The sequence below is a fragment of the Streptomyces sp. NPDC059092 genome (genome assembly GCF_042756365.1).
Taxonomy (GTDB): Bacteria; Actinomycetota; Actinomycetes; order Streptomycetales; family Streptomycetaceae; genus Streptomyces.
Genome location: NZ_JBHZEJ010000013.1, coordinates 1 through 21,496, shown reverse-complemented (window position 1 = coordinate 21,496; position 21,496 = coordinate 1). Strand labels below are relative to the sequence as shown.

Sequence of the window (21,496 nt, the reverse complement as noted above, 5' to 3'; positions counted from 1 at the left end):
GATGGCACCCGAACCCGAAGCAGGCGGCGGAGTGTCGGATGCGGCGGACTCCTGGGGCGACAACGGATTGGTCGGCGGGACGGTCGGCGACGGCCGCTACCGCATGACCCATCGCCTCGGGCGCGGCGGCATGGCCGAGGTGTTCGCGGCCGAGGACGTACGGCTCGGGCGCATCGTCGCCGTGAAGCTGCTCCGGGCCGATCTCGCCGAGGACCCGGTCTCCAAGGCCCGCTTCACGCGTGAGGCGCAGTCGGTCGCGGGCCTCAACCACCACGCGGTGGTGGCGGTGTACGACTCGGGCGAGGACACCGTCAACGGGCAGACCGTCCCGTACATCGTGATGGAGCTGGTCGAGGGCCGCACCATCCGCGATCTGCTCGTCAGCGCGGAGGCCCCGCCGCCCGAGCAGGCGCTGATCATCGTCTCCGGTGTGCTGGAGGCGCTCGCCTACTCGCACCAGCACGGCATCGTCCACCGTGACATCAAGCCGGCGAACGTGATCATCACGGACGCGGGCGCGGTCAAGGTGATGGACTTCGGCATCGCGCGCGCCTTGCACGGCGCGCAGTCGACGATGACCCAGACCGGCATGGTCATGGGCACGCCGCAGTACCTCTCGCCCGAACAGGCCCTCGGCAAGGCGGTCGACCACCGCAGCGACCTGTACGCCACGGGCTGTCTGCTGTACGAACTGCTGGCCCTGCGGCCCCCGTTCACCGGCGAGACCCCGCTCTCCGTGGTCTACCAGCACGTCCAGGACATCCCGGTACCGCCCTCCGAGGTCTCGGACGTGGCGCCGCCGGAGCTGGACGGCCTCGTGATGCGTTCGCTCGCGAAGGAGCCGGACGACCGGTTCCAGAGCGCCGAGGAGATGCGCGGGCTCGTCCAGTACGGCCTGCAGATGATCCAGCAGCAGGGCAGCCACACCGGCGGCTGGAACACCGGCCCGGTCGACGCCCACATGATGGGCGGCAACACCCCAGCGATGGGCATGGCGACGACCGCGATGGGCCACCCGCCGCACGGCGAGACGTCGCAGGGCCCGATCCTGCCGCCGATGAACCCGAACGACGGCGGATACGACGGCGGCCACCACGGCAACGGCGGAGGGCGCGGCAAGCTCTGGCTCTTCGTCGCGCTCGCGGTGATCGCGATCATCGCGGGAGTGGCGTTCGCGATGAAGAACATCGGCGGCACGGACACCGGGAACGACACCAAGAACCCGACCACGCACTCCCCGAGCTCGGAGGAGACGACCGGGAGTCCGTCCCCCTCCGCGTCGGAGTCCTCGCAGGACAGCGATACGGACACCTCCACGGGCGGCAACGACTACCCGAGTTACGAGAAGACCCGTAAGCCCTCCTGGACGCCGAGCCCGTCGCTGGAGCCGTCGGACGACACGCCGACCTCCACCGACACGGGCACGGCGGACGGCGGGACGGGCGACGGCGGGAACGGCAACGACCCGTCGAGCGACCCGTCCTCCGGGCCGACCGGCGACGGCGGCGACACCGAGCCCGGCGGCCCCGGGTCGGTCACGACCGGTTCCTCCAGCGACACCTCGGCCGGCACGATCGAGGGCCTCGACGGGGGCGGCCAGGGCTGAGGCGGACTCCGGGGGCTCCCCGGTCCGCACGCGGCTCCACGGGCCGGCCGCCTCGGCGGTCGGCCCCATGGGCCGGCGGGTCAGCCCGTGAACGCCTCACGGACCGCCTCGTACTCCCGCGTCCACCACACCGCGAGGGCCGACACCGCCGCGAACAGCGGGTCGGCCCTCCGGTCGTCCAGCATGTAGCGCCACCGCAGTATCCAGAAGTCGTTGAGCCGCTCCCACCAGACCCGGTGGACCGCCGCGGCCAGCTCGGAGGCGTCCGCCCCGGCCGCCCGGCGGTAGGCCCGCGCGTACGCCCGTACCTTGGGCAGCTCCAGCTCCCCCGTCGGCCGGACGAAGAAGATCGCGGCGGCCCGTACGGCCTCCTCGGCGCGCGGCTGGACGCCGAGCCGGTCCCAGTCGATGATCGCGGCCGGCTCCGCGCCCCGGTAGAGCAGGTTCAGCGGATGGAAGTCGCCGTGCACCCACCCCGTCGCGGGCTCGGTGCCGGGCGGCGGGCGGCGGTGGGCGTGGCGCTCCAGCAGCTCCCTGCGCTCCAGGAGCCGGTGCTCGGCCAGCGCGTCGAAGACCTCGCGGCGGGCCCGGCCGCGCGCCAGGGCGAGGAGTTCACCGATGAGCGCGAAGGTGTCGGCGGGGTCCGGGCTGAGGTGGGCGAGCGCCGCCGGGTCGGGCTCCATCACCCGCTCCAGGCCGGTGTGCACGAGCCCGAGCAGTCCGCCGAGGCGCCGTGACGCGCGGGCCGTGAGCTGCGCGCCGTCGCGGTGGCTGCCCTCGATCCAGGGGTGCAGCGCGTAACAGCACCCGCCGATGACGGCGACGGTGTCCCCGTCCGTGCTCTCGACGGGCGGCGCGACAGGCACGCCGAACGTCTGGAGCCGCTGGGTGGCGCGGTGCTGGTGGGCGATGGCCTCGTGGTCGCCGTCGAGGTGGTGCTTGAGGAAGTACGCGCCGCGGGTGGTACGGAGCCGGTAGCCCCGGTTGAGGAGGCCTTGGGCGACGGGCTCGCACGACAGGGGGTCGCCCGTGTTCCGGTAGCGCCGGAGCAGCAGCCGTACGGGCGGGGCCGGGGGGTGGGGGGCGGCGGTGCGGGGGGTGGGAACAGGGGCGGGGAACGGGGTGGTGCGGGGGGCGGAAAGGAGTGCGGTAACGGGCGGAGCTGTGTGGCTGGCACGAGCGGCGGCGGGCCGGGGGATGACGGCGGTCGCGGCAGGCGCAGCGAGTTCATATGAGCGCGGCACTTGTCAGATGGTAGATCACGCAGCGTGTTGACTCCGTCGCTCGTCGGCACGGTCGAGCGTATGTACGGTTACGAACTGGGGTGTAAGGCGCATATAGACCGGATCGAACGGTTCACCGTCCACATGGTGAGGTCCGGCGCCAAACATTTCGATTTCCGAGGGGGTCGGCTCGATCAACTCGGCCGTCCCGGTGAACTGGACCGACCAGAGGTCTTCCGCGTCACTGCCGTAGTTGTCCGCCCCGTACGCCACCACGCCGCCGCCGCACGCCTGGTGGTATCCGTGCCCCGCGTGCATCCTCAGCAGGACCGAGCCCTCCGTCACCACATGGCGGGCGGGTGCCACGAACGGCATGGCCCGCATGCTCGTCGCCACGCGTCCGTACGGCACGCGGTTCAGCAGGTGGATGGCGCGGGTCTCCTCGGGGGACATGCCGTCCACTCTCCGTCACGGAGGCCGCCGCCACCAGGGGATACGGCCCCTCAACCACGGGACGTTGGTCCCGATTGGGACCCGCCGCGCCGCGGTACGCGTAGGGCGGGACGGCCGAGTGGGGGTGCCGGGCGCCGGGTGCCGGGGGTCGTCTGTGCCGCGGCCGGCGCGGGCTCAGCGCTGCTCGGCCTGGAGCCGGGCCACGTACGCCGCCGCCTGCGAGCGCCGCTCCATCCCCAGCTTGGAGAGCAGGCTGGAGACATAGTTCTTGATCGTCTTCTCGGCGAGATGGAGCCGTTCGCCGATCGCCCGGTTGGTCATCCCCTCGCCGATCAGGTCCAGGATCCTGCGCTCCTGGTCGGTGAGGCCGGACAGCTTGTCGTCCGCCTTCGGGCCGTTCCCCGTACGCAGCCGCTCCAGCACCCGCGCCGTCGCCACCGGGTCGAGCAGTGACCGGCCCGCCGCCACGTCCCGTACGGCTGTCAGCAGTTCGTTGCCCCTGATCGCCTTCAGTACGTAACCCGAGGCGCCGGCCATGATCGCGTCGAAGAGCGCCTCGTCGTCCGCGAACGACGTGAGCATCAGGCACTTGACGGACTCGTCCCGGGACCTGACCTCCCGGCAGACCTCCACGCCGCTGCCGTCGGGGAGCCGTACGTCCAGCACCGCCACGTCCGGGCGCGTGGCCGGGATGCGGGCCATCGCGTCGGCCGCCGTGCCCGCCTCGCCGACGACCTCGATGTCGTCCTCGACCGAGAGAAGTTCGAAGACGCCCCGGCGGACGACTTCATGGTCATCAAGCAGGAATACCCTGATTTTTCCGTCTTCGTGCACAGAATTCAGTCTCACACACTCACCCCTTCCCTGCCGCAGATCAGCGGGATAACGTGCCGTTGTTCCGGCGGCCTGCGAGGCTGTGACCAGTGGTTGTTCCAGACTTTGCCGATTTACTTGGAAATCCAAGCAAAATGGCAGGTCAGATGGGGTTTCGCAGTAATGCTGCCCACTGGGTAACGTGCCTGTGACAGGGCGCTCGCCGGGGCACCTGTCACGCCTGTCCCGACCTGGTCGCACCCACCCGCGTGCGCCTGGCGGTACAGGCGAGCCGCACTGGTTCCCGGCGGATCCCGGGGGCTGGACAGACGGAGGAGCACGCACGTGACCGTGGAAAGCACTGCCGCTCGCACACCGCGACGGAGCAGCGGTACCGGTACCAAGCGCGCGAGCGCGAAGAAAACGGCCAAACCGCGGACTTCCGGGCCGCAGCTCGTCCAGTTGCTGAGCCCCGAGGGCGAGCGCCTGGAACACCCCGAGTACTCGGCCCTCATCGCCGACATCACCCCCGAATCCCTGCGCGGGCTCTACCGGGACATGGTCCTGACCCGCCGCTTCGACGCCGAGGCCACCGCCCTCCAGCGCCAGGGCGAGCTGGGGCTCTGGGCGTCGCTGCTGGGCCAGGAGGCCGCGCAGATCGGCTCGGCGCGCGCGCTGCGCGACGACGACTACGTCTTCCCGACCTACCGCGAGCACGGCGTCGCCTGGTGCCGCGGCGTCGACCCGACCAATCTGCTGGGCATGTTCCGCGGCGTGAACCACGGCGGCTGGGACCCGAGCACGAACAACTTCCACCTCTACACGATCGTCATCGGCTCACAGACCCTGCACGCCACCGGCTACGCCATGGGCGTCGCCAAGGACGGCGCGGACTCCGCGGTGATCGCGTACTTCGGGGACGGCGCCTCCAGTCAGGGCGACGTGGCCGAGTCGTTCACCTTCTCAGCCGTCTACAACGCGCCCGTCGTCTTCTTCTGCCAGAACAACCAGTGGGCGATCTCCGAGCCGACCGAGAAGCAGACCCGTGTGCCGCTCTACCAGCGCGCGCAGGGGTTCGGCTTCCCCGGCATTCGTGTCGACGGCAACGACGTCCTGGCGTGCCTGGCCGTCACCCGCTCCGCGCTGGAGCGGGCGCGCCGGGGCGAGGGGCCGACGCTGGTCGAGGCGTTCACGTACCGGATGGGCGCGCACACCACCTCCGACGACCCGACGAAGTACCGCGCGGACGAGGAGACGGAGGCGTGGGAGGCGAAGGACCCGATCCTGCGGCTGCGCCGGTACCTGGAGCGCGAGGGCCAGGCGGACGAGGCGTTCTTCGCGGAGCTGGACGAGGAGAGCGAGACCCTCGGAAAGCGGGTACGTGAAGTGGTGCGGGCGATGCCGCAGCCGGACTCCATGGCGATCTTCGACCATGTCTACGCCGACGGGAACGCGCTCGTGGACGAGGAGCGGGCGGGGTTCGCGGCGTACCAGGCGTCGTTCGCGGATTCCGGGTCCGGATCCGCCGGATCCGCCGGTACCGGGTCCGCTGGTTCCGCCGAGGGGGAGAACTGATCATGTCGGCATCCGTACAGACAGGCGCGCCGGGCGGCGCCCGGAGTGACGTCCGGAAACTCCCGATCGCGAAGGCGATCAACGAGTCGCTGCGCAAGGCGCTCGAAACCGACCCCAAGGTCCTGATCATGGGCGAGGACGTCGGCAAGCTCGGCGGTGTCTTCCGCGTCACGGACGGCCTCCAGAAGGACTTCGGCGAAGGCCGGGTCATCGACACCCCGCTCGCCGAGTCCGGCATCGTCGGCACGGCCATCGGGCTGGCGCTGCGCGGCTACCGGCCGGTGGTGGAGATCCAGTTCGACGGCTTCGTCTTCCCGGCGTACGACCAGATCGTCACGCAGCTCGCGAAGTTGCACGCCCGCTCGCTCGGCAAGATCAAGATGCCGGTCGTGATCCGTATCCCGTACGGCGGCGGCATCGGTGCAGTCGAGCACCACAGCGAGTCGCCCGAGGCGCTGTTCGCGCACGTGGCGGGGTTGAAGATCGTCTCGCCGTCCACGGCGTCGGACGCGTACTGGATGATGCAGCAGGCCATCCAGAGCGACGACCCGGTGATCTTCTTCGAGCCGAAGCGCCGCTACTGGGACAAGGGCGAGGTCAGCACGGAGACCATTCCCGCCCCCCTCCACGGGGCGCGGGTGGCCCGGGACGGCACGGATCTGACCCTGGTGGCGTACGGCCCGATGGTGAAGGTCTGCCTGGAGGCGGCGGCCGCCGCGGCCGAGGAGGGCAAGTCGCTGGAGGTCGTCGACCTCCGGTCGATGTCCCCGATCGACTTCGACACGGTCCAGACGTCGGTGGAGAAGACGCGCCGCCTGGTCGTCGTGCACGAGGCGCCGGTCTTCTTCGGTTCGGGCGCGGAGATCGCCGCCCGCATCACGGAGCGGTGCTTCTACCACCTGGAGGCCCCCGTGCTGCGGGTCGGCGGCTACCACGCGCCGTATCCGCCGGCCCGGCTGGAGGACGAGTACCTCCCGGGCCTGGACCGGGTGCTCGACGCCGTCGACCGCTCGCTCGCGTACTGAGGAGTGCCGTGACCATGACTGCTGAAACCTCCGCCCGGTACCGGGAGTTCAAGATGCCCGACGTGGGCGAGGGGCTCACGGAGGCGGAGATCCTCAAGTGGTACGTACAGCCGGGCGACTCCGTCACGGACGGCCAGGTCGTCTGCGAGGTGGAGACGGCGAAGGCGGCCGTCGAGCTGCCCATTCCGTACGACGGGGTGGTGCGCGAGCTGCGCTTCGAGGAGGGCGCCACGGTGGACGTGGGCGCGTCCATCATCACGGTCGACGTGGCGCCGGGGAGCGACGAGGCGCCGCCTCCTGCGGCTCCGCCGGCCCCCGCGGCTTCCGGGAAGGCGCCGGAGGCCCCGGCGGCCGGGCCCGCGGGTGGCGGCCGTACGCCGGTGCTCGTCGGCTACGGGGTCGCCGAGGCGTCGACGAAGCGACGGCCGCGCAAGGGCGGCACCCCGACGGCCGCTCCGACCGCCTCTGCTCCCTCGGCCACCCCTGAGGCCTCGGTGCCCGGGCAGGTGAACGGTCACGCGGGTACGGCGTCGGCTCCCGCGCGCCCGCTGGCCAAGCCGCCCGTACGGAAGCTCGCCAAGGACCTCGGCGTGGACCTGGCGACGGTGACGCCGTCGGGCCCGGACGGGATCATCACCCGCGAGGACGTCCACGCGGCGACGGCCCCGGTACGGGAGCGGCCCGAGGCCCCGGCGGCGGCTGCCGCGCCGTCCCAGGCCCCGGCACCGGCTTCGGTTGTCGCATCCGCCGCGGACTCCTCCGGCACCGCCCGGGAGACCCGTATCCCCGTCAAGGGCGTACGGAAGGCCACGGCCGCCGCGATGGTGGGCAGCGCCTTCACCGCGCCGCATGTCACGGAGTTCCTGACCGTCGACGTGACCCGCACGATGAAGCTGGTCGAGGAGCTGAAGTCCGACAAGGACATGGCGGGTGTGCGGGTCGGCCCGCTGCTCCTCGTCGCCAAGGCGGTCCTGGTCGCCCTCAAGCGTCACCCCGACGTCAACGCGGCGTGGGACGAGGCCAACCAGGAGATCGTGCTCAAGCACTACGTCAACCTGGGCATCGCGGCGGCGACCCCGCGCGGTCTGATCGTGCCGAACATCAAGGACGCGCACGACAAGACGCTGCCGCGGCTGGCCGAGGCGCTGGGGGAGCTGATCACCACGGCCCGTGAGGGCCGGACGACCCCGGCGGCGATGCAGGGCGGCACGGTGACCATCACCAACGTCGGCGTCTTCGGGGTCGACACCGGTACGCCGATCCTGAACCCGGGCGAGTCCGCGATCCTCGCGGTCGGCTCGATCAGGCCCCAGCCCTGGGTCCACAAGGGCAAGGTCAGGCCACGCCAGCTCACGACCCTGGCGCTCTCCTTCGACCACCGGCTGATCGACGGGGCGCTGGGCTCGATGTTCCTCGCCGACATCGGGGCGGTCCTGGAGCAGCCGAAGCGCCTGATCACCTGGGCGTGAGGAGTCGGGTCGACGGAGGACGGGGGACGGCCGGACCGCGAGGTCCGGCCGTCCTCTTGTCGTACCGCCTGCTCAAAGCATGCGACCCGCTCAGTCGCGCTGCGCCTGCGACGGGAGCGTACGGAGCTTCATCGTCTTCGCGGTCGAAGCGCCGAAGCCGTGGTCGAGGATCTTCGCCGCGTCCTTGTAGCGGTCGGAACCGTTCAGGATGACGCCGACGAGCGTCTTGCTGCCGCGCGTCGCCGCGAACACCAGGCAGGGCCCGGCGGCGGTGCCCGTGCCGGTCTTGATGCCGATGGCGCCGCTGTAGGAGCCGAGCAGCTGGTTGGTGTTGTACCAGGTGTAGGTGCGCGTGCCGCCGTTCGCGGCCGGGGCCGTGGTCTTGTACGACGTGGCCTTGACGACCGCGCGGAAGTTCGCGTTCTTCATGGCGTACTGCGCGATCTTCGCCAGGTCGCGCGGCGTCGTGTAGTTGTTGCCGCCGCCCGAGATGCCGTCGAAGGAGTCGAACTTGGTGTTGGTGAGCTTCAGTTCCTTGGCCTTCGCGTTCATCTTCGCGATGAACGACTTCGTACGGGCCGCGTTGGTGGTGCCGGTGCCGTACGTGTCCGCGAGGGCGTACGCCGCGTCGCAGCCGGAGGGCAGCATCGTCCCGTACAGCAACTGACGGACGGTGATCTTGTCGCCGGTGCGCAGGTCGGCGGTGCTCGCGCCCTCCTTGACGACGTAGTCGCGGTACGCCTGCTTGACGGTCACCTTGCGGTTGAGGTCAACGCCCTTGGTGCTGAGCACCACGGCGGCCGTCATGATCTTCGTCGTGCTCGCCATCTGGCGCCGCGTGTCGGCGGCCTTGCTGTAAACCGTCGCGCTGGACGTGTTGTTCAGCAGGAACGCGCCCTTGGCGGTGACGGTCGGGGCGGCTGCTGCTGCTGCCGGGGCGGCGGTCGCCGCCTGCGCGGGCGCGGACAGCGCGGAGACGGAGAGCAGGGCGCCGGCGCTGAGGGCGATCACGGCCGACCTGCGCACGCCCGGGTGGGTGGATATCAAGGAAACACTCCGAGTTCGCGGATGCGGTGAAATGCGGTCAAATGCATCTGGTGTGCAGCGAAATGGGACCGTTCTGGGCTCCGATGGAAGTGAGGCGTCCCGAAAGGAGACCTGTGAAGGCACCGGAGAGATGCACGGATCAAGGTAATCATTTCGGAAAAGGCGATCTGCACCCACCTCAGGGGCCGGACTGTCCGGACCTTCCCGATGGACCGGGCGGGCCGGATGTGAGGCGGGCCGCCGAGGCGATCGTGGCGCGCGCCTCGTGCTCGGTCAGGCCCGTGCGGACGGCCGCGTCCACCAGCGCCCGCGCGAGCGCGTCGCCGAAGCCGTGCTCGTACGCCCGGCAGGCGGCCCAGAACAGCCGCGTGTTGCGCTGCCCCTCGTGCGCCGCGAGTACGAACTGCACCAGGCCGTGGCCGCGCGCGGGCCGCTCCTGCCCGTGGCGGGGCCCGGCCGGGGGTGTGAGCAGCCGCAGCAGCGCCCGCGGGCAGGGTGCGGGCGCGAGCCCCGCCGTCCCCGGGGCGAGCCGGTAGGCGCCGCGTGCGGTGACCGAGCCGGGGCCCACGAGGTAGCCGCCCGCGCCGCGCACGTCGATGCCGGGTGCGAGCCGGCCGGCGGAGTTGGGCACGACGACGTCCGGCGGGCCGGTCAGCCAGAGGTGCCGGCCGCCGCTGGGCGTCAGGACGACCACCGTCTCCGGCAGCGTGAAGAGGTGCTGGAAGGCGAGGTGCTGGAGCGCCGCCACGGAGTCCGGCGTGGGGTCGTGCGGAGGGTCCCGGAACGGATCCGTCGGCGGATGGTGCGCCGGGCCCCGTACGTGGCCCCGTAGGGGGTCTCGTACGGGGTCGGAGGTGGCGGCCCCGGTCGCCGGGCCGATGTCGAGGTCGATACCGATGAGCTGGTGCGGCGGCCGGCCGCAGGCGATGCCGTACCCCGTGGCCCAGGGCGCGGCGGCGAACAGCGCGCGCACCCGCGCCGGGTCGGTCGTGGCGTCGTGCACGCCGTGGCCGGGGCGCCCGCACTCACCGCGGCAGGGGACGGGTGCGGGCCCGCCCCGGTGCGGTGAGCGCAGGGCGGGGAGCTTGCCGGGCGACAGGGGGAAGACGGAGAGCCCGCGCTCGGCGGCGGACAGGGCGTGCGCGAGGGCCGGGGTGGCGGTGTGCCGGACGCTGGTGGCCATGGATCCATGTTCGTACAGACGTTCGAAGAAAGGAAGAGGGAGGGTGGGAGAGCGGTACGGGAAGGGGGTCACGCCGGTGGATTTGGCCACCGGGGCGGGCGGGGCCGGGGGGCTGCTGAAAACGCTTCACCCCTTGGGGTGGAAGGGGTCCGGTGCGTACCCTCTCGCGCCGTTCCGGTGCGCGTGAGGCGGAACGGGGCTTTGGGGGCGCATTGGGGGTTTATCGACTTGTCCTCACGCTTGCGAGGGAATCGGGTCCTCCGGGGTGGTTCCGGCCGGATTCCTTGGGCAATTCTGAGGTCGCGACGTCGCCGGCAAGACCGGGTCGGCCGGCCGGCCACCCGGGTTCGAAAAGCACTTCCCGCCGTACTTCTGGTTCCTGGAGGAAAAGACATGGCAAGCTTCCGTACCGCTCGTACCTTCGCCGCTGTCGCCGCGCTGCCGCTGGCCGCCGCACTCTTCACCGGGGTTGCCAGCGCCGACAACGGCGCCGTCTCCAACGACGGATCGAACGCCAGCGCGGCGTCGATCAGTGGCAGCGGTGTGGGCGGTCACAACTTCGGCAACTCGACGACCACGCAGCAGGTGGCCACGGGTGACGGAGCGTCCAACCAGAACAACACCGCGAGTGTGGTGGGCTCGGGCTTCACCTCGATCGACCAGTCGAACGAGAACATCTCGGTGAATTTCACCCACCTCTGGTGGTGAACACGGCCCGACGGGGGGCGTGACTGAGGGGTGAACGACGTCCTGCGCGACGGTGCTTCGGCACCGTCGCGCAGCCGTATGTCCGGCACCGGCACCGTGTCCGGCACGGTGCCCGGTGCCCTGCCCGAGGCCGGTGCCGGGGAGGAGCCCCTACAGTCCGCGCGGGCTCTCCTCCACCTTCAGGAGGTGGCGGCACCCCCGCCCCTACACCCTGAGGCGGAGACGGCTTCGGGACCTGGGGCCGATCCCCCGGGCGGGCCCCGCTCCTAGCGTGGAGCCATGACCACGTCTGTCTGCCCGAGCGCTTCCACAGCCGCCGAGCCGGCCGCCAAGTCGGCCGCGCAGTACTCGCCGTACGCCACCCGTGCGCCGTACCCGCCCTATGCGTCGTTCTCGTCGTACGTACGGGCGCGGGGGCCCGTGCTGCTGCGTACCGCACGCTCGCTCACCGCCAACCCCTCCGACGCGGAGGACCTGCTCCAGACGGCGCTCACCAAGACGTACGTCGCCTGGGACCGGATCGAGGACCACCGGGCCCTGGACGGCTATGTCCGCCGGGCCCTGCTGAACACCCGCACCTCGCAGTGGCGCAAGCGCAAGGTCGACGAGTTCGCCTGCGAGGAGCTGCCCGAACCCGCGGGCGTGCCGGAACCCGACCCCGCCGACCGGCAGGTGCTGCACGACGCGATGTGGCGGGCGGTGACGAGACTTCCCGACCGCCAGCGGGCCATGGTGGTCCTGCGGTACTACGAGGACCTCAGTGAGGCGCAGACCGCCGAGGTCCTCGGCGTCTCGGTCGGTACGGTCAAGAGCGCCGTGTCCCGCGCGCTCGGCAAACTCCGTGAGGACCCGGAACTCTCCCCCGCACGCTGATGGCGGCCCGTTCGGATTCCCGTCGCCCCGGCCGGATCCCCGTCCGGGGGAGGTCGGGGGGAAGCCAGGGGGAAGCCAGGGGATGGACCAGGGCGGTCCGGGGCGTCCGGGGTAGTGACATACCGATCGGTACGCGCGCAGAATCTCGGCAGCGAAACATTGCCGCAACGTGAAGCGGCGGAACGTGAAGCGGCGCAACGTGACGCGACGGCATGTGACGCGACGACATGTGACGAGATGTGACGCGACGCGACGAGTTCGCGACGCCAACGCCCACCGGGAGGACGCCGTGCTGAGCACCATGCAGGACGTACCGCTGACTGTGACCCGCATCCTGCACCACGGGATGACCATCCACGGAACGTCACAGGTCATCACCTGGACCGGTGGGAGCGAACCGCAGCGCCGCAGCTTCGCCGAGGTCGGCGGGCGCGCGACCCAGCTCGCCGGCGCCCTGCGCGACGCGCTCGGCGTCACCGGCGACGAACGGGTCGCGACCCTCCTGTGGAACAACTCGGAGCACGTCGAGGCGTACTTCGCGATCCCCGCCATGGGCGCGGTCCTCCACACGCTCAATCTCCGTCTCCCGCCCGAACAGCTCGTCTGGATCGTCAACCACGCCGCCGACCGCGTGGTGATCGTGAACGGCTCGCTCCTCCCGCTGCTCGCCCCGCTCCTCCCGCACCTGCCCACCGTCGAGCACGTCGTCGTCGCCGGCCCCGGCGACCGCACCGCGCTGGACGAGGCCGTGGCGGCGCGCACGGCGGCCGGGGTGCCCGTACAGGTGCACGCGTACGAGGAGCTGATCGCCGGCCGGCCCACCGCCTTCGACGCCTTCGACTGGCCCGAGCTGGACGAACGGTCCGCGGCGGCCATGTGCTACACCTCGGGCACCACCGGCGACCCCAAGGGTGTCGCCTTCTCCCACCGCTCCATCTACCTGCACTCGATGCAGGTCAACATGGCCGAGTCGATGGGGCTGACGGACCAGGACACCACGCTGATCGTCGTGCCCCAGTTCCATGTGAACGCCTGGGGGCTGCCGCACGCGACGTTCATGACCGGCGTCAGCATGCTGATGCCCGACCGCTTCCTCCAGCCCGGCCCGCTCGCCGAGATGATCGAGCGCGAGCGGCCCACCCACGCCGCCGCCGTCCCGACCATCTGGCAGGGACTGCTCGCCGAGATCGCCGACCGCCCCCGCGACCTGACCTCCATGGCCCGCGTCACCATCGGCGGCTCGGCCTGCCCGCCGGCCCTGATGGAGGCGTACGACAAGCTCGGCGTACGGCTCTGCCAGGCCTGGGGCATGACGGAGACCTCACCGCTCGGCACGATGTCCCACCCGCCCGCCGGCCTCACCGCCGAGGAGGCGTGGCCGTACCGCGTCACGCAGGGCCGCTTCCCGGCCGGCGTGGAGGCGCGGGTCGCCGGTCCCGACGGCGGCTTCCAGCCCTGGGACGGCGAGTCGGCCGGTGAGCTGGAGGTACGCGGACCGTGGGTCGCGGGGGCGTACTACGGGGGCGCGGGCGACGAGCCGTTCAGGCCGGCGGACAAGTTCAGCGAGGACGGCTGGCTGCGCACCGGTGACGTCGGCGTGATCAGCCCGGACGGCTATCTCACGCTCACCGACCGGGCGAAGGACGTCATCAAGTCGGGCGGCGAGTGGATCTCCAGCGTGGAGCTGGAGAACGCGCTGATGGCGCACCCGGACGTGGCGGAGGCGGCGGTGGTCGCCGTACCGGACGAGAGGTGGGGCGAGAGGCCGCTCGCGACGGTCGTCCTCAGGGAGGGCGCGAGCGCCGGCTACGCGGAGCTGAAGGAGTTCCTCGCCGGGAAGATCGCGAAGTGGCAGGTGCCTGAGCGGTGGTCGGTGGTGGCCGCGGTGCCGAAGACGAGCGTCGGGAAGTTCGACAAAAAGGTGATCCGCAAGCAGTACGCGGACGGCGAGCTGGACGTGACGCGGCTGTAGCCGGACGTGACGCGGCTGCGGGCGACTTACGGTCGCCCACAGCCACAGCCACAGGCAGCGGATCGGAAGCCAGAGGTCAGTTGGTCCCGATCTTGGCGAGGAGGTCGACGATCCGGTCCTGCACCTCGGCGCTCGTGGAGCGCTCGGCGAGGAACAACACGGTCTCGCCGGAGCTGAGCCGCGGCAGCTCCGCCTCGTCGATGCCGGCCGAGGTGTATATGACCAGCGGGGTCCGGTTCAACTGGCCGTTCGCGCGCAGCCAGTCGATGATCCCCGCGCGCCGGCGCCGTACCTGCATCAGGTCCATGACCACCAGGTTCGGCCGCATCTGGGCGGCGAGGTTGACGGCGTCGTTGTCGTTCGCGGCGCGCGAGACCTGGAGTCCGCGCCGCTCCAGCGTCTCCGTCAGGGCGAGCGCGATCTCCTCGTGCTCCTCGATCACCAGCACGCGCGAGGGGTGCTGTTCGCTGTCGCGCGGCGCCAGGGCCTTGAGGAGTACGGCGGGGTCGGCACCGTACGCCGCCTCCCTGGTCGCCTGGCCGAGTCCCGCCGTCACCAGGACGGGGACCTCGGCGGCGACCGCTGCCTGGCGCAGCGACTGGAGCGCCGTACGGGTGATGGGGCCGGTCAGCGGGTCGACGAACAGGGCGGCGGGGAACGCGGCGATCTGCGCGGCGACCTCCTCGCGGGAGTGCACGACGACCGGCCGGTAGCCGCGGTCGCTCAGCGCCTGCTGCGTCAGGACGTCCGGCGCGGGCCAGACGAGCAGACGGCGCGGGTTGTCGAGGGGCTCGGGCGGGAGTTCGTCGTCGACGGGCTGCGGCTGGGGGCGGTTGGCGACCTCGACCGCGCCGCCGGGGCCGTCCAGCGGCTCGGGACCCTCGGCGCCCTCGTCGGGCGCGCCTATGGCGTACGAGCGGCCCGCGGCCTGGGCGGTGGGGAGGCGCAGTCCGCCGCCCTGGGTGGCGCCGTTGGGGACCGGGGTGACGGGGAGACGGCCCCCGAGGGTCTGGTGCTGCGGTTGTGACGGGGGCTGAGGCTGCTGAGGCTGTGTCTGGGGGGACGCGGCCGTCGTCAGGTCGGGGTGCTCGGTCCCGGCGGGCGGGGTGCCGAGCTTGCGGCGCCTGCCGGAGGGCGAGGACGCCGACTGACCCTGCTGACCCGGCTGCTGCCCCTGCGGGGGGAGCTGCTGGGTGAAGGGCACGCCCTGGCCGAGCGTGCGCACGCTGAAGGCGCGGCTCTGGGTGGAGTCCGGCGGGGCGGGCGCCTCCTCCGGCAGGGGCTGCGCGGGCGGCAGCGGCTGGTGCGCGCCGCGCCGGGGGTGCGGTACGGAGGACTCGACGGACGGCTCCGAGGCGGAGACCGACGCGGTGGGCGCGGGGCCCGGTGCCGGGGCGGGCCGGGGTGCCTCGGGCGCCGGTTCGGGTACGGGCTCGGGGAGGGGAGCCGGTCCGTGGGCTTCGGGTGCGGGCTCCTCGGGCCAGCCCGGCGGCGGCGACATGAACCCGAAGCCGGAAGTCGTGGGCATGCCCTGCCCGTTGGTCTCCTGGCCGTTGATCCCTTGCCGGTCGGCCTCCTGCCCGCTGGTCGCTCCTCCCGCCGCCTGGCCGGTGGTCTGCCGGGGGAAGGCGCTGACCGGAGCGGCCGGTACGGGGCTGCCCCAGCCGTTCGGGTCGGCCGTCACGCCCGCCTCGGCGGCGGGCATCGGGGCGGGGGCGGGAATCGCCCCGGGAACAGGCGCGGGCGCGGGGCCCGGCTGGGCGCGGCGCCGCCCCGCCGTGGGCAGGGGGTGCGGCTGGGGCGGGGTGTGGTCCTCGTCCGGAACCGTACGTACGGCGTCGTGGCGGGCCGGCGGCGCGGCGTCCGGGAGGGGCGGGGGCGTGGGGGCGGGTACCGGCGCCGGCGAGGGTGCCGGAACCCTGCGGTCCGCTTCGGCCGGCGGCAGCGCGAACGCGCTGCGCGCGCTCTCCGCCTCGGCGGGGGGCGGGACGCGCCGGTCCTGCGCGGGCGCGAGCGCCCGACGCGCGCGGCGCCCGGCGGACTGCGACTGCGCGGCCGCCGGCGCGGGGCCCACGGCGGCGGGAGGCGCGACAGGAGCGCCCTGCCCCCTCTGCCCCCCCTGAACAGCCTGCTCCCCGAGCTCAGGAGCGGGCGGCCCGGACGGCACCGACGGCCCGGACGGCAGCGCGGGAAGCGCCCGCTGCCCGCTGTGGCGCGCGCGGCGCCCGCTGCCCGGCTCGACCGGTACGCCCGCGGGCGGTACCGCCTGGCCGAGCGCCGCGCGCCCGGTCGGATGCGCCCCTTCGGAAGCGGTGACCACCGACCCCTCGGAGGGCGCGGACGCGGGCGTGCCGCTCGTCAGCGCGACGGCGGAACCGGGCCCGGGAGCCGCGTCCTCGGCCGGGCTGGGCCGCCCGCGCCGCCGCCCCGTACCGCCTCCGGCACCGGTGCCGACCTCGCCCGTACCGCCCTCCGTACCCTCGACGCCACCGCCCAGGCCGACTCCGGCACCGTCCGTACCGTCGGCACCGCCCATGGTGTCCGCGCCGGATGCGATCGCGCGGGCCCTGCGCCGTCCCGTGGGTTCCTGCTCGCCCGTGTCCTCCGCCGGGGAGTCCAGGAACGCGTCCGTCGTCGCCCGCCGCGCGCGCCGCCTGCCGCCGCCCGAGGTCCCGGGGCCCTGCCCGGGCTCCGGGTGCGGCGAAGGCGCCTGGTGCTGCGGCTCGTCCCCACCGGGGTGCACGGGCGGCGGCGGAACCGCCCCCGAACCCTCGCCCAGCGGCAGCTCCAGCACGAACGCGCTGCCGTTCATCCCGGGCACCTCGTGGGTCTGCAGGACCCCGCCGTGCGCCCGTACGATCCCGCGCACGATCGGCTCGTGCACCGGGTCGCCCCCGGCGAACGGCCCGCGCACCTCGATCCGTACGACGTCACCGCGCTGCGCGGCTGCCACCACGATGGTCGAGTCGACGTAACCGCCGTCCGGCATCGCCTTCGTACGGCCCGTCGAGTCGACCCCGGCCACATCCGCGACGAGATGCGCGAGGGCCGTCGCCAGCCGGACGCCGTCCACCTCGGCCTCGATCGGCGGGGCGTGCACCGCGAACTGCGCCCGGCCAGGACCGATCAGCTCCACCGCGCCCTCGACACCGGCCGCCACGACCCCGTCGAGCAGGGTGTTCACCTTGGTGAGCCGCTCCGTGCCGGCGTCGAGCCGCTGATAGCCGAGGACGTTGTCGACGAGCGTCGTCATCCGGGCGTACCCGGCGGCGAGATGGTGCAGGATCTGGTTGGCCTCGGGCCAGAGGTGGCCCGCCGGGTCGGCGGCGAGGGTGGTCAGTTCGCCGCGCAGCTCCTCCAGCGGCCCGCGCAGCGCCTCGCCGAGCACGGCGGTGAGCTGGGTGTGCCGGCCCGCGACATCCCCGTACCGCTCCGTCAGCCCCTCGATCTCGGCCGCGTACCGGTCACTGCGGTCGGCCAGCTCCGCGGCGTGGCGCTCCTCGGCGGCGGCCAGTTCGGCGGTGAGCCGGTCGGTCGTCTCCGTCAGCTCGGCGGTGAGCCGCTCGTCGGTCTCGGCCACCTCCGCGGTACGCCGTTCCTCGGCTGCGGCCAGTTCGGCGGCGTGCTGCTCGATGAGTTCGTCGTACGGGCGCCGGTCGGTGAAGGTCATCACGGCGCCGACGAGCTGATCGCCGTCGCGCACCGGAGCGGTCGTCAGATCGACCGGCACCTTCTTGCCGCCCTTGGCCCACAGCACCTGCCCGCGCACCCGGTGCTTGCGGCCGGAACGGAGCGTGTCCGCGAGCGGGGACTCCTCGTACGGGAACGGCTCGCCCTCCGCGCGCGAGTGCAGGATCAGCGGGTGCAGTTCCTGGCCGCCCAGATCGCTCGCGCGGTGGCCGAGGATCTGCGCGGCGGCCGGGTTGACGAGCACGACCCGCCCATCGGTGTCCGTACCGACGACACCCTCCGACGCGGCGCGCAGGATCATCTCCGTCTGCCGCTGCGAACGCGCCAGCTCGGCCTCGGTGTCCATCGTCCCCGACAGGTCCCGTACGACGATCATGAGCAGCTCGTCGCCGGTGTAGCTGTGCGAGTCGTTGTACGCGTCCCGGCCGTCCTCCAGGCTCGCGCTGGTCACTTCGGCCGGGAACTCCCCGCCGTCCGTGCGCCGCGCCATCATGCGCGTGGGCTTCGTACGGCCGCGGGCGTCGGCCGAGGCGGGACGCCGCATCGAACCGGGGATCAGCTTCGAGTCGAACTCGGGCAGCAGATCGAGCAGCCCCCGGCCGACCAGCGCCGTGCCGGGGGTCTCGAACATCTCCAGGGCGATGGTGTTGGCGTTGACGACCGTGCCGTTGGCGTTGACGAGCACCAAGCCGTCGGGGAGTGCGTCGAGTATCGCCGCGAGGCGAGCAGCGCCTCGGGATGGCCTGCTGCTCACGACGACGCTTCCTCCCTGAACCACTGCACCTTGCGGACGGCCGCACCCATCTTGCCTCTCGGCTCCCGGCCTGTCACTGATGGGAGTCTAAGGGCTGGAAGAGGCGTGGTGACGGCGGATGAGGGCTACCTCTCGCCGAGGCCACGGCCGGAGCGTGCGCCCGCGGCCCACGTCTACCCGGCGTTCCCGGGAAGAACCGGCTCCAGCGACCGCCAGCGGGAGATCTCGCAGCCGTTCTTCTTGTTGAAGGAGGCGTCGACGGAGCGCCCCTGCCAGGTCCCGGTGACCCGGGCGGTGGCGTCACCTCCGTACTGCATGGTGCACGCGGCATTCCGGCCGACCGGCGCGAACGGGTCCTGACTCCCCCCGGCCAGCTCCGCCAGCCGGTCGCAGGCGGCCCGCGCCCGCTGATGCGTCCCGCCGACGGGCCGGCAGGTCAGCCGGTACGTACCGTCGGACCCGGCGACCCCGGAGCCCGCGACGGAGACGGTGAGCCGGTCACCGGGCGCCGCGGCCTGCGGCCACGCCTCCTCGGAGAGCGGCAGCGGTACGGGGGCGAGCGGGGCGCCGGTGGCGGCGACGGGCGTACCGGCGAGGGCGGCGGACACGGCGACACCGAGAACAAGGAGACGCAGACGCGGCATGGGGGCTCCTGACAGTGACCTGACCTGACGGACAACACCGGACCCGACGCCCGGCCCCCTGCTTAACGCGCGCGGGCCCCCGGCGTTGCGCACGGGAATGCGCTTTGCCCTGCGGCCCACCTGCCTAGTACCGTGAGGAGCGATTGGTGACACCCCACCTGGCTGTGTCATCATCTGCACGCACCGTTTCGCGCCCGCGCGATCCGGAGCTGGAGGCGTCGCCTAGTCCGGTCTATGGCGCCGCACTGCTAATGCGGTTTGGGTCTTAAAGCCCATCGAGGGTTCAAATCCCTCCGCCTCCGCGTGTTGATCACCGAAGCCCCGGCCCCACGGCCGGGGCTTCGGCCGTTCTCCGGGATTTTCGGCATCTTCGCAGCTCAGCGGGGGTGCGGGGAATGGATTTCACGTGACGCCGCAGGTCATGTAATGTTGTTCTCGCAACGCCGACCGGGAAGAAAAGCCCGGAACGCCAAGCACTCGTAGCTTAACGGATAGAGCATCTGACTACGGATCAGAAGGTTGCAGGTTCGAATCCTGCCGAGTGCACACAGATGAGAGGCCCCCTGGAGTGATTCCAGGGGGCCTCTGACATCAACCGGTGACATCAACGCCACCGGAAGCGGCGCTCAGTCTTTGCTGGCCGGCTTCGCTTCCCCCTTCGAATCCTCGTCGGGCTCACCGGGTCCGAGGGCGTCGTCCATGCGTTCCGCGGCGGCTCGCAGCGTCGTACTCATCACGTGCGCGTACGTGTCGAGCGTCATGGTGATGGTGCTGTGGCCGAGCGTCTCCATAATCGTGCGTGCATCCACCCTCTGTGCGAGAAGCAGCGACGCGCAGGTGTGCCGGAGATCGTGAACACGTACCCGCCGGACCTTCGCGTCCCTGCACAGGATGGTCAACATCCGGCAGCATGAGCGCTTTCCCTCCGGCCCTTCCCTGTCCGCGCCCCTGAGGCAGCACAGGCACGCGCCCTTGAACTCCGCGAGGAAGCGGCGTACGTCTGCCGGTGACAGCCGGTTCAGACGCTTCTTGCCGAGCGCCGGGCGGATGTACAGCCTGGCCAGTCCCTCGTAACTGTTGGGCGTGGCGGGGGTCTGGGCCAAGCTGAGGTAAGTGGTGGGAAGCGTAGAGGCGGAAGGCGCGGTCTGCACCAGCAAGATGGTTCGCTTATCCGCTTGACTCTTCCTGAAGAGATAGATCGAGCAACGCGTAGCTGCGGTGTTCCCGCCCACCTGGTGACCGAGCTGTGAGGACGTGCACGTCGGCGGTCACCTGGCGCTGTGCGTACGCAGCCACGAGTGCGGTGACATCCTCCTTCGAGGTCCGAATGACCACCACGCCAATGCCCTCCACTTCGATCTCGATTACTCCTCGAAGCTTGCTGCCACCAACGACTGTCCCCTCTAGACGGGTGTTGGCGTCTTCCACCTGTGCGGCCCGTAGCGCACTGCGGCATCGCTCAGCACTCTCCGAGCTGAAGGAAGTCCGCCGTGCGGTCGCCTTTGTCTCCCAGCTGAGAGTGACGTCCGTACCCGAAGAAGCAAGCACATCAGACAATTCGGATAGATGCTTGATTACTCGACGCCCCAACGGCAGTGCAGCGTCCAAGACTGCATCTTCCGCCCCGGCCCCGGAGCTCGCACGGTCAGCCACGTCAAAGATCCTGTTGATAGCCTTGTCCAACAGTATGTCGGTTCCCAAGCCGGGCAGCTCAGCTTGCCCCAGGTCCGCTGCTCCTTCCAAGACCATGCCGTAAGACGACGCGAAGACAGGCCCGGAGAAGAGCTTGGTTGCTCGTTGAATCCCTCTGGGTACGGGCCCGGCATCTCGTGTGGGGTGCAAGTCATCGATCGCGTTGGCAACGGACTGGACAGCCGTTTGCAAGGCGCGTAGCCAGTCCCCCAGGACAGCCGACTCGACTTGGTTGGCACGTACAGTCTCGCCATCCAGGGCAAAGCGAAGGATGGGGCGGCCAGGACGGTCAAAAAGTTCCGTGCCGGCCTCGGTATGAAGTGAGCGCGCGATACGCCTGAGCTGGGCCGATCGCAGCTCGGGCATTGTCCGAGGCACTGGCTTCTCTGACGACTCCGAGCGCCTGGCTGCTAGCCAAGCACGGATGGCCTTCTTATCCGTAGTGTCAGGCAAGCTTTGAGGAGTGCTCACAGTGCCACCTCCACGTAGCCCCTGCGCTGGCCTTGCCCAGCGCGGCAACGCTGCCAGATTTCGTCGTAGAGACCAAGCATCTGGAAGACCTCACTGTCTCCCGCCGCCATCGCTCCCACCGTACCCAGGTCCTGGAAGTCCACTGTGGAGGGCAGGCTCAGCAGGTAGGCGTCGATGCGCATGCCGTGCTTCACACACCACTCTGAGCTGTACTGAGTTTCGTAGAGTCCGGTGATCTTGGCTCAGGCGGACTGCGGGACTTGTTCCAGGCTCTGCCAGAAGTCCCGTTCGTACTCGG

Annotated in this window: 16 protein-coding genes and 2 tRNA genes; 9 read left to right on the top strand and 9 right to left on the bottom strand. The window is 71.4% G+C overall.

All coding sequences use genetic code 11. The annotated features are described in order from the left end of the window. Position 1: 1 nt before the first annotated feature. Entirely contained in the window at positions 2–1,606 is a 1,605-nt protein-coding gene (locus ACFXPL_RS10740) for a protein kinase (protein WP_384915828.1), read from the top strand. Between the two features lie 80 nt (positions 1,607–1,686). Here ACFXPL_RS10740 and ACFXPL_RS10735 read toward each other — a convergent pair whose 3' ends face one another. From ACFXPL_RS10735 to ACFXPL_RS10725, 3 genes are all read right to left on the bottom strand, one after another. Further along, the gene (locus ACFXPL_RS10735; RefSeq protein ID WP_384916075.1) at positions 1,687–2,661 is read right to left on the bottom strand and encodes a phosphotransferase; all 975 of its coding nucleotides are present in this window, start codon (positions 2,659–2,661) and stop codon (positions 1,687–1,689) included. A gap of 204 nt (positions 2,662–2,865) precedes the next feature. Further along, positions 2,866–3,282, bottom strand: a complete 417-nt coding sequence (locus ACFXPL_RS10730) for a pyridoxamine 5'-phosphate oxidase family protein (protein WP_384915825.1) — start codon at positions 3,280–3,282, stop codon at positions 2,866–2,868. A gap of 174 nt (positions 3,283–3,456) precedes the next feature. Further along, entirely contained in the window at positions 3,457–4,116 is a 660-nt protein-coding gene (locus ACFXPL_RS10725) for a response regulator (RefSeq protein ID WP_384915822.1), read from the bottom strand. A gap of 324 nt (positions 4,117–4,440) precedes the next feature. On the opposite strand from ACFXPL_RS10725, the gene pdhA reads away from it, so the two are divergent. Genes pdhA through ACFXPL_RS10710 form a run of 3 tightly spaced genes read left to right on the top strand, consistent with a single transcriptional unit; the run spans position 4,441 to position 8,164 of the window. After that, positions 4,441–5,670, top strand: a complete 1,230-nt coding sequence (gene pdhA / locus ACFXPL_RS10720; protein ID WP_384915818.1) for a pyruvate dehydrogenase (acetyl-transferring) E1 component subunit alpha — start codon at positions 4,441–4,443, stop codon at positions 5,668–5,670. A 2-nt stretch (positions 5,671–5,672) separates the two neighbouring features. Further along, the gene (locus ACFXPL_RS10715) at positions 5,673–6,695 is read left to right on the top strand and encodes an alpha-ketoacid dehydrogenase subunit beta (protein WP_384915815.1); all 1,023 of its coding nucleotides are present in this window, start codon (positions 5,673–5,675) and stop codon (positions 6,693–6,695) included. Between the two features lie 14 nt (positions 6,696–6,709). Next, entirely contained in the window at positions 6,710–8,164 is a 1,455-nt protein-coding gene (locus ACFXPL_RS10710) for a dihydrolipoamide acetyltransferase family protein (RefSeq protein ID WP_384915812.1), read from the top strand. Positions 8,165–8,254: 90 nt separating this feature from the next. Here the strand turns inward: ACFXPL_RS10710 and ACFXPL_RS10705 are convergent, their stop codons facing one another. Together ACFXPL_RS10705 and ACFXPL_RS10700 are read right to left on the bottom strand one after the other, a co-directional pair. After that, positions 8,255–9,211 carry a D-alanyl-D-alanine carboxypeptidase family protein gene (locus ACFXPL_RS10705; RefSeq protein WP_384915809.1) on the bottom strand — a complete coding sequence of 319 codons (957 nt, stop codon included), beginning with the start codon at positions 9,209–9,211 and terminating at the stop codon, positions 8,255–8,257. A gap of 178 nt (positions 9,212–9,389) precedes the next feature. After that, positions 9,390–10,394, bottom strand: coding sequence for a bifunctional DNA primase/polymerase (locus tag ACFXPL_RS10700; RefSeq protein ID WP_384915807.1), 1,005 nt, complete (start codon positions 10,392–10,394; stop codon positions 9,390–9,392). Between the two features lie 393 nt (positions 10,395–10,787). Here ACFXPL_RS10700 and ACFXPL_RS10695 point away from each other — a divergent pair, with 393 nt between their 5' ends. The 3 genes from ACFXPL_RS10695 to ACFXPL_RS10685 all read left to right on the top strand — a co-directional run bounded on the left by ACFXPL_RS10695 (position 10,788) and on the right by ACFXPL_RS10685 (position 13,947). Then, positions 10,788–11,102, top strand: coding sequence for a hypothetical protein (locus ACFXPL_RS10695; protein ID WP_384915805.1), 315 nt, complete (start codon positions 10,788–10,790; stop codon positions 11,100–11,102). A gap of 279 nt (positions 11,103–11,381) precedes the next feature. Then, entirely contained in the window at positions 11,382–11,975 is a 594-nt protein-coding gene (locus ACFXPL_RS10690) for a SigE family RNA polymerase sigma factor (RefSeq protein WP_384915802.1), read from the top strand. 289 nt (positions 11,976–12,264) lie between these two features. Next, positions 12,265–13,947 (top strand): long-chain fatty acid--CoA ligase, encoded by a 1,683-nt coding sequence (locus tag ACFXPL_RS10685; RefSeq protein ID WP_384915799.1) that lies wholly within the window; start codon positions 12,265–12,267, stop codon positions 13,945–13,947. A gap of 76 nt (positions 13,948–14,023) precedes the next feature. On the opposite strand, the gene ACFXPL_RS10680 is transcribed toward ACFXPL_RS10685, so the two are convergent. Then, positions 14,024–18,391 carry a PAS domain-containing protein gene (locus ACFXPL_RS10680; RefSeq protein ID WP_384915796.1) on the bottom strand — a complete coding sequence of 1,456 codons (4,368 nt, stop codon included), beginning with the start codon at positions 18,389–18,391 and terminating at the stop codon, positions 14,024–14,026. Between the two features lie 173 nt (positions 18,392–18,564). Continuing rightward, positions 18,565–19,035, bottom strand: a complete 471-nt coding sequence (locus ACFXPL_RS10675; RefSeq protein WP_384915793.1) for an SSI family serine proteinase inhibitor — start codon at positions 19,033–19,035, stop codon at positions 18,565–18,567. Between the two features lie 211 nt (positions 19,036–19,246). On the opposite strand from ACFXPL_RS10675, the gene ACFXPL_RS10670 reads away from it, so the two are divergent. Then, positions 19,247–19,337 (top strand) — tRNA-Ser (locus tag ACFXPL_RS10670). Between the two features lie 171 nt (positions 19,338–19,508). Beyond that, positions 19,509–19,581 (top strand) — tRNA-Arg (locus ACFXPL_RS10665). 80 nt (positions 19,582–19,661) lie between these two features. On the opposite strand, the gene ACFXPL_RS10660 is transcribed toward ACFXPL_RS10665, so the two are convergent. Next, positions 19,662–20,186, bottom strand: a complete 525-nt coding sequence (locus ACFXPL_RS10660) for a tyrosine-type recombinase/integrase (RefSeq protein ID WP_384916072.1) — start codon at positions 20,184–20,186, stop codon at positions 19,662–19,664. A gap of 1,008 nt (positions 20,187–21,194) precedes the next feature. Further along, the gene (locus tag ACFXPL_RS10655; RefSeq protein ID WP_384915790.1) at positions 21,195–21,380 is read right to left on the bottom strand and encodes a hypothetical protein; all 186 of its coding nucleotides are present in this window, start codon (positions 21,378–21,380) and stop codon (positions 21,195–21,197) included. Positions 21,381–21,496 lie beyond the last annotated feature (116 nt).

Excerpts from the sequence above, each read along its gene's own strand:
- ACFXPL_RS10690 (WP_384915802.1), top strand. The coding sequence starts at position 11,382 with ATGACCACGTCTGTCTGCCCGAGCGCTTCCACAGCCGCCGAGCCGGCC.
- ACFXPL_RS10715 (WP_384915815.1), top strand. The coding sequence starts at position 5,673 with ATGTCGGCATCCGTACAGACAGGCGCGCCGGGCGGCGCCCGGAGTGAC.
- ACFXPL_RS10675 (WP_384915793.1), bottom strand. The coding sequence starts at position 19,035 with ATGCCGCGTCTGCGTCTCCTTGTTCTCGGTGTCGCCGTGTCCGCCGCC.
- ACFXPL_RS10700 (WP_384915807.1), bottom strand. The coding sequence starts at position 10,394 with ATGGCCACCAGCGTCCGGCACACCGCCACCCCGGCCCTCGCGCACGCC.
- ACFXPL_RS10710 (WP_384915812.1), top strand. The coding sequence starts at position 6,710 with ATGACTGCTGAAACCTCCGCCCGGTACCGGGAGTTCAAGATGCCCGAC.
- ACFXPL_RS10740 (WP_384915828.1), top strand. The coding sequence starts at position 2 with ATGGCACCCGAACCCGAAGCAGGCGGCGGAGTGTCGGATGCGGCGGAC.
- ACFXPL_RS10730 (WP_384915825.1), bottom strand. The coding sequence starts at position 3,282 with ATGTCCCCCGAGGAGACCCGCGCCATCCACCTGCTGAACCGCGTGCCG.
- ACFXPL_RS10655 (WP_384915790.1), bottom strand. The coding sequence starts at position 21,380 with ATGCGCATCGACGCCTACCTGCTGAGCCTGCCCTCCACAGTGGACTTC.
- ACFXPL_RS10695 (WP_384915805.1), top strand. The coding sequence starts at position 10,788 with ATGGCAAGCTTCCGTACCGCTCGTACCTTCGCCGCTGTCGCCGCGCTG.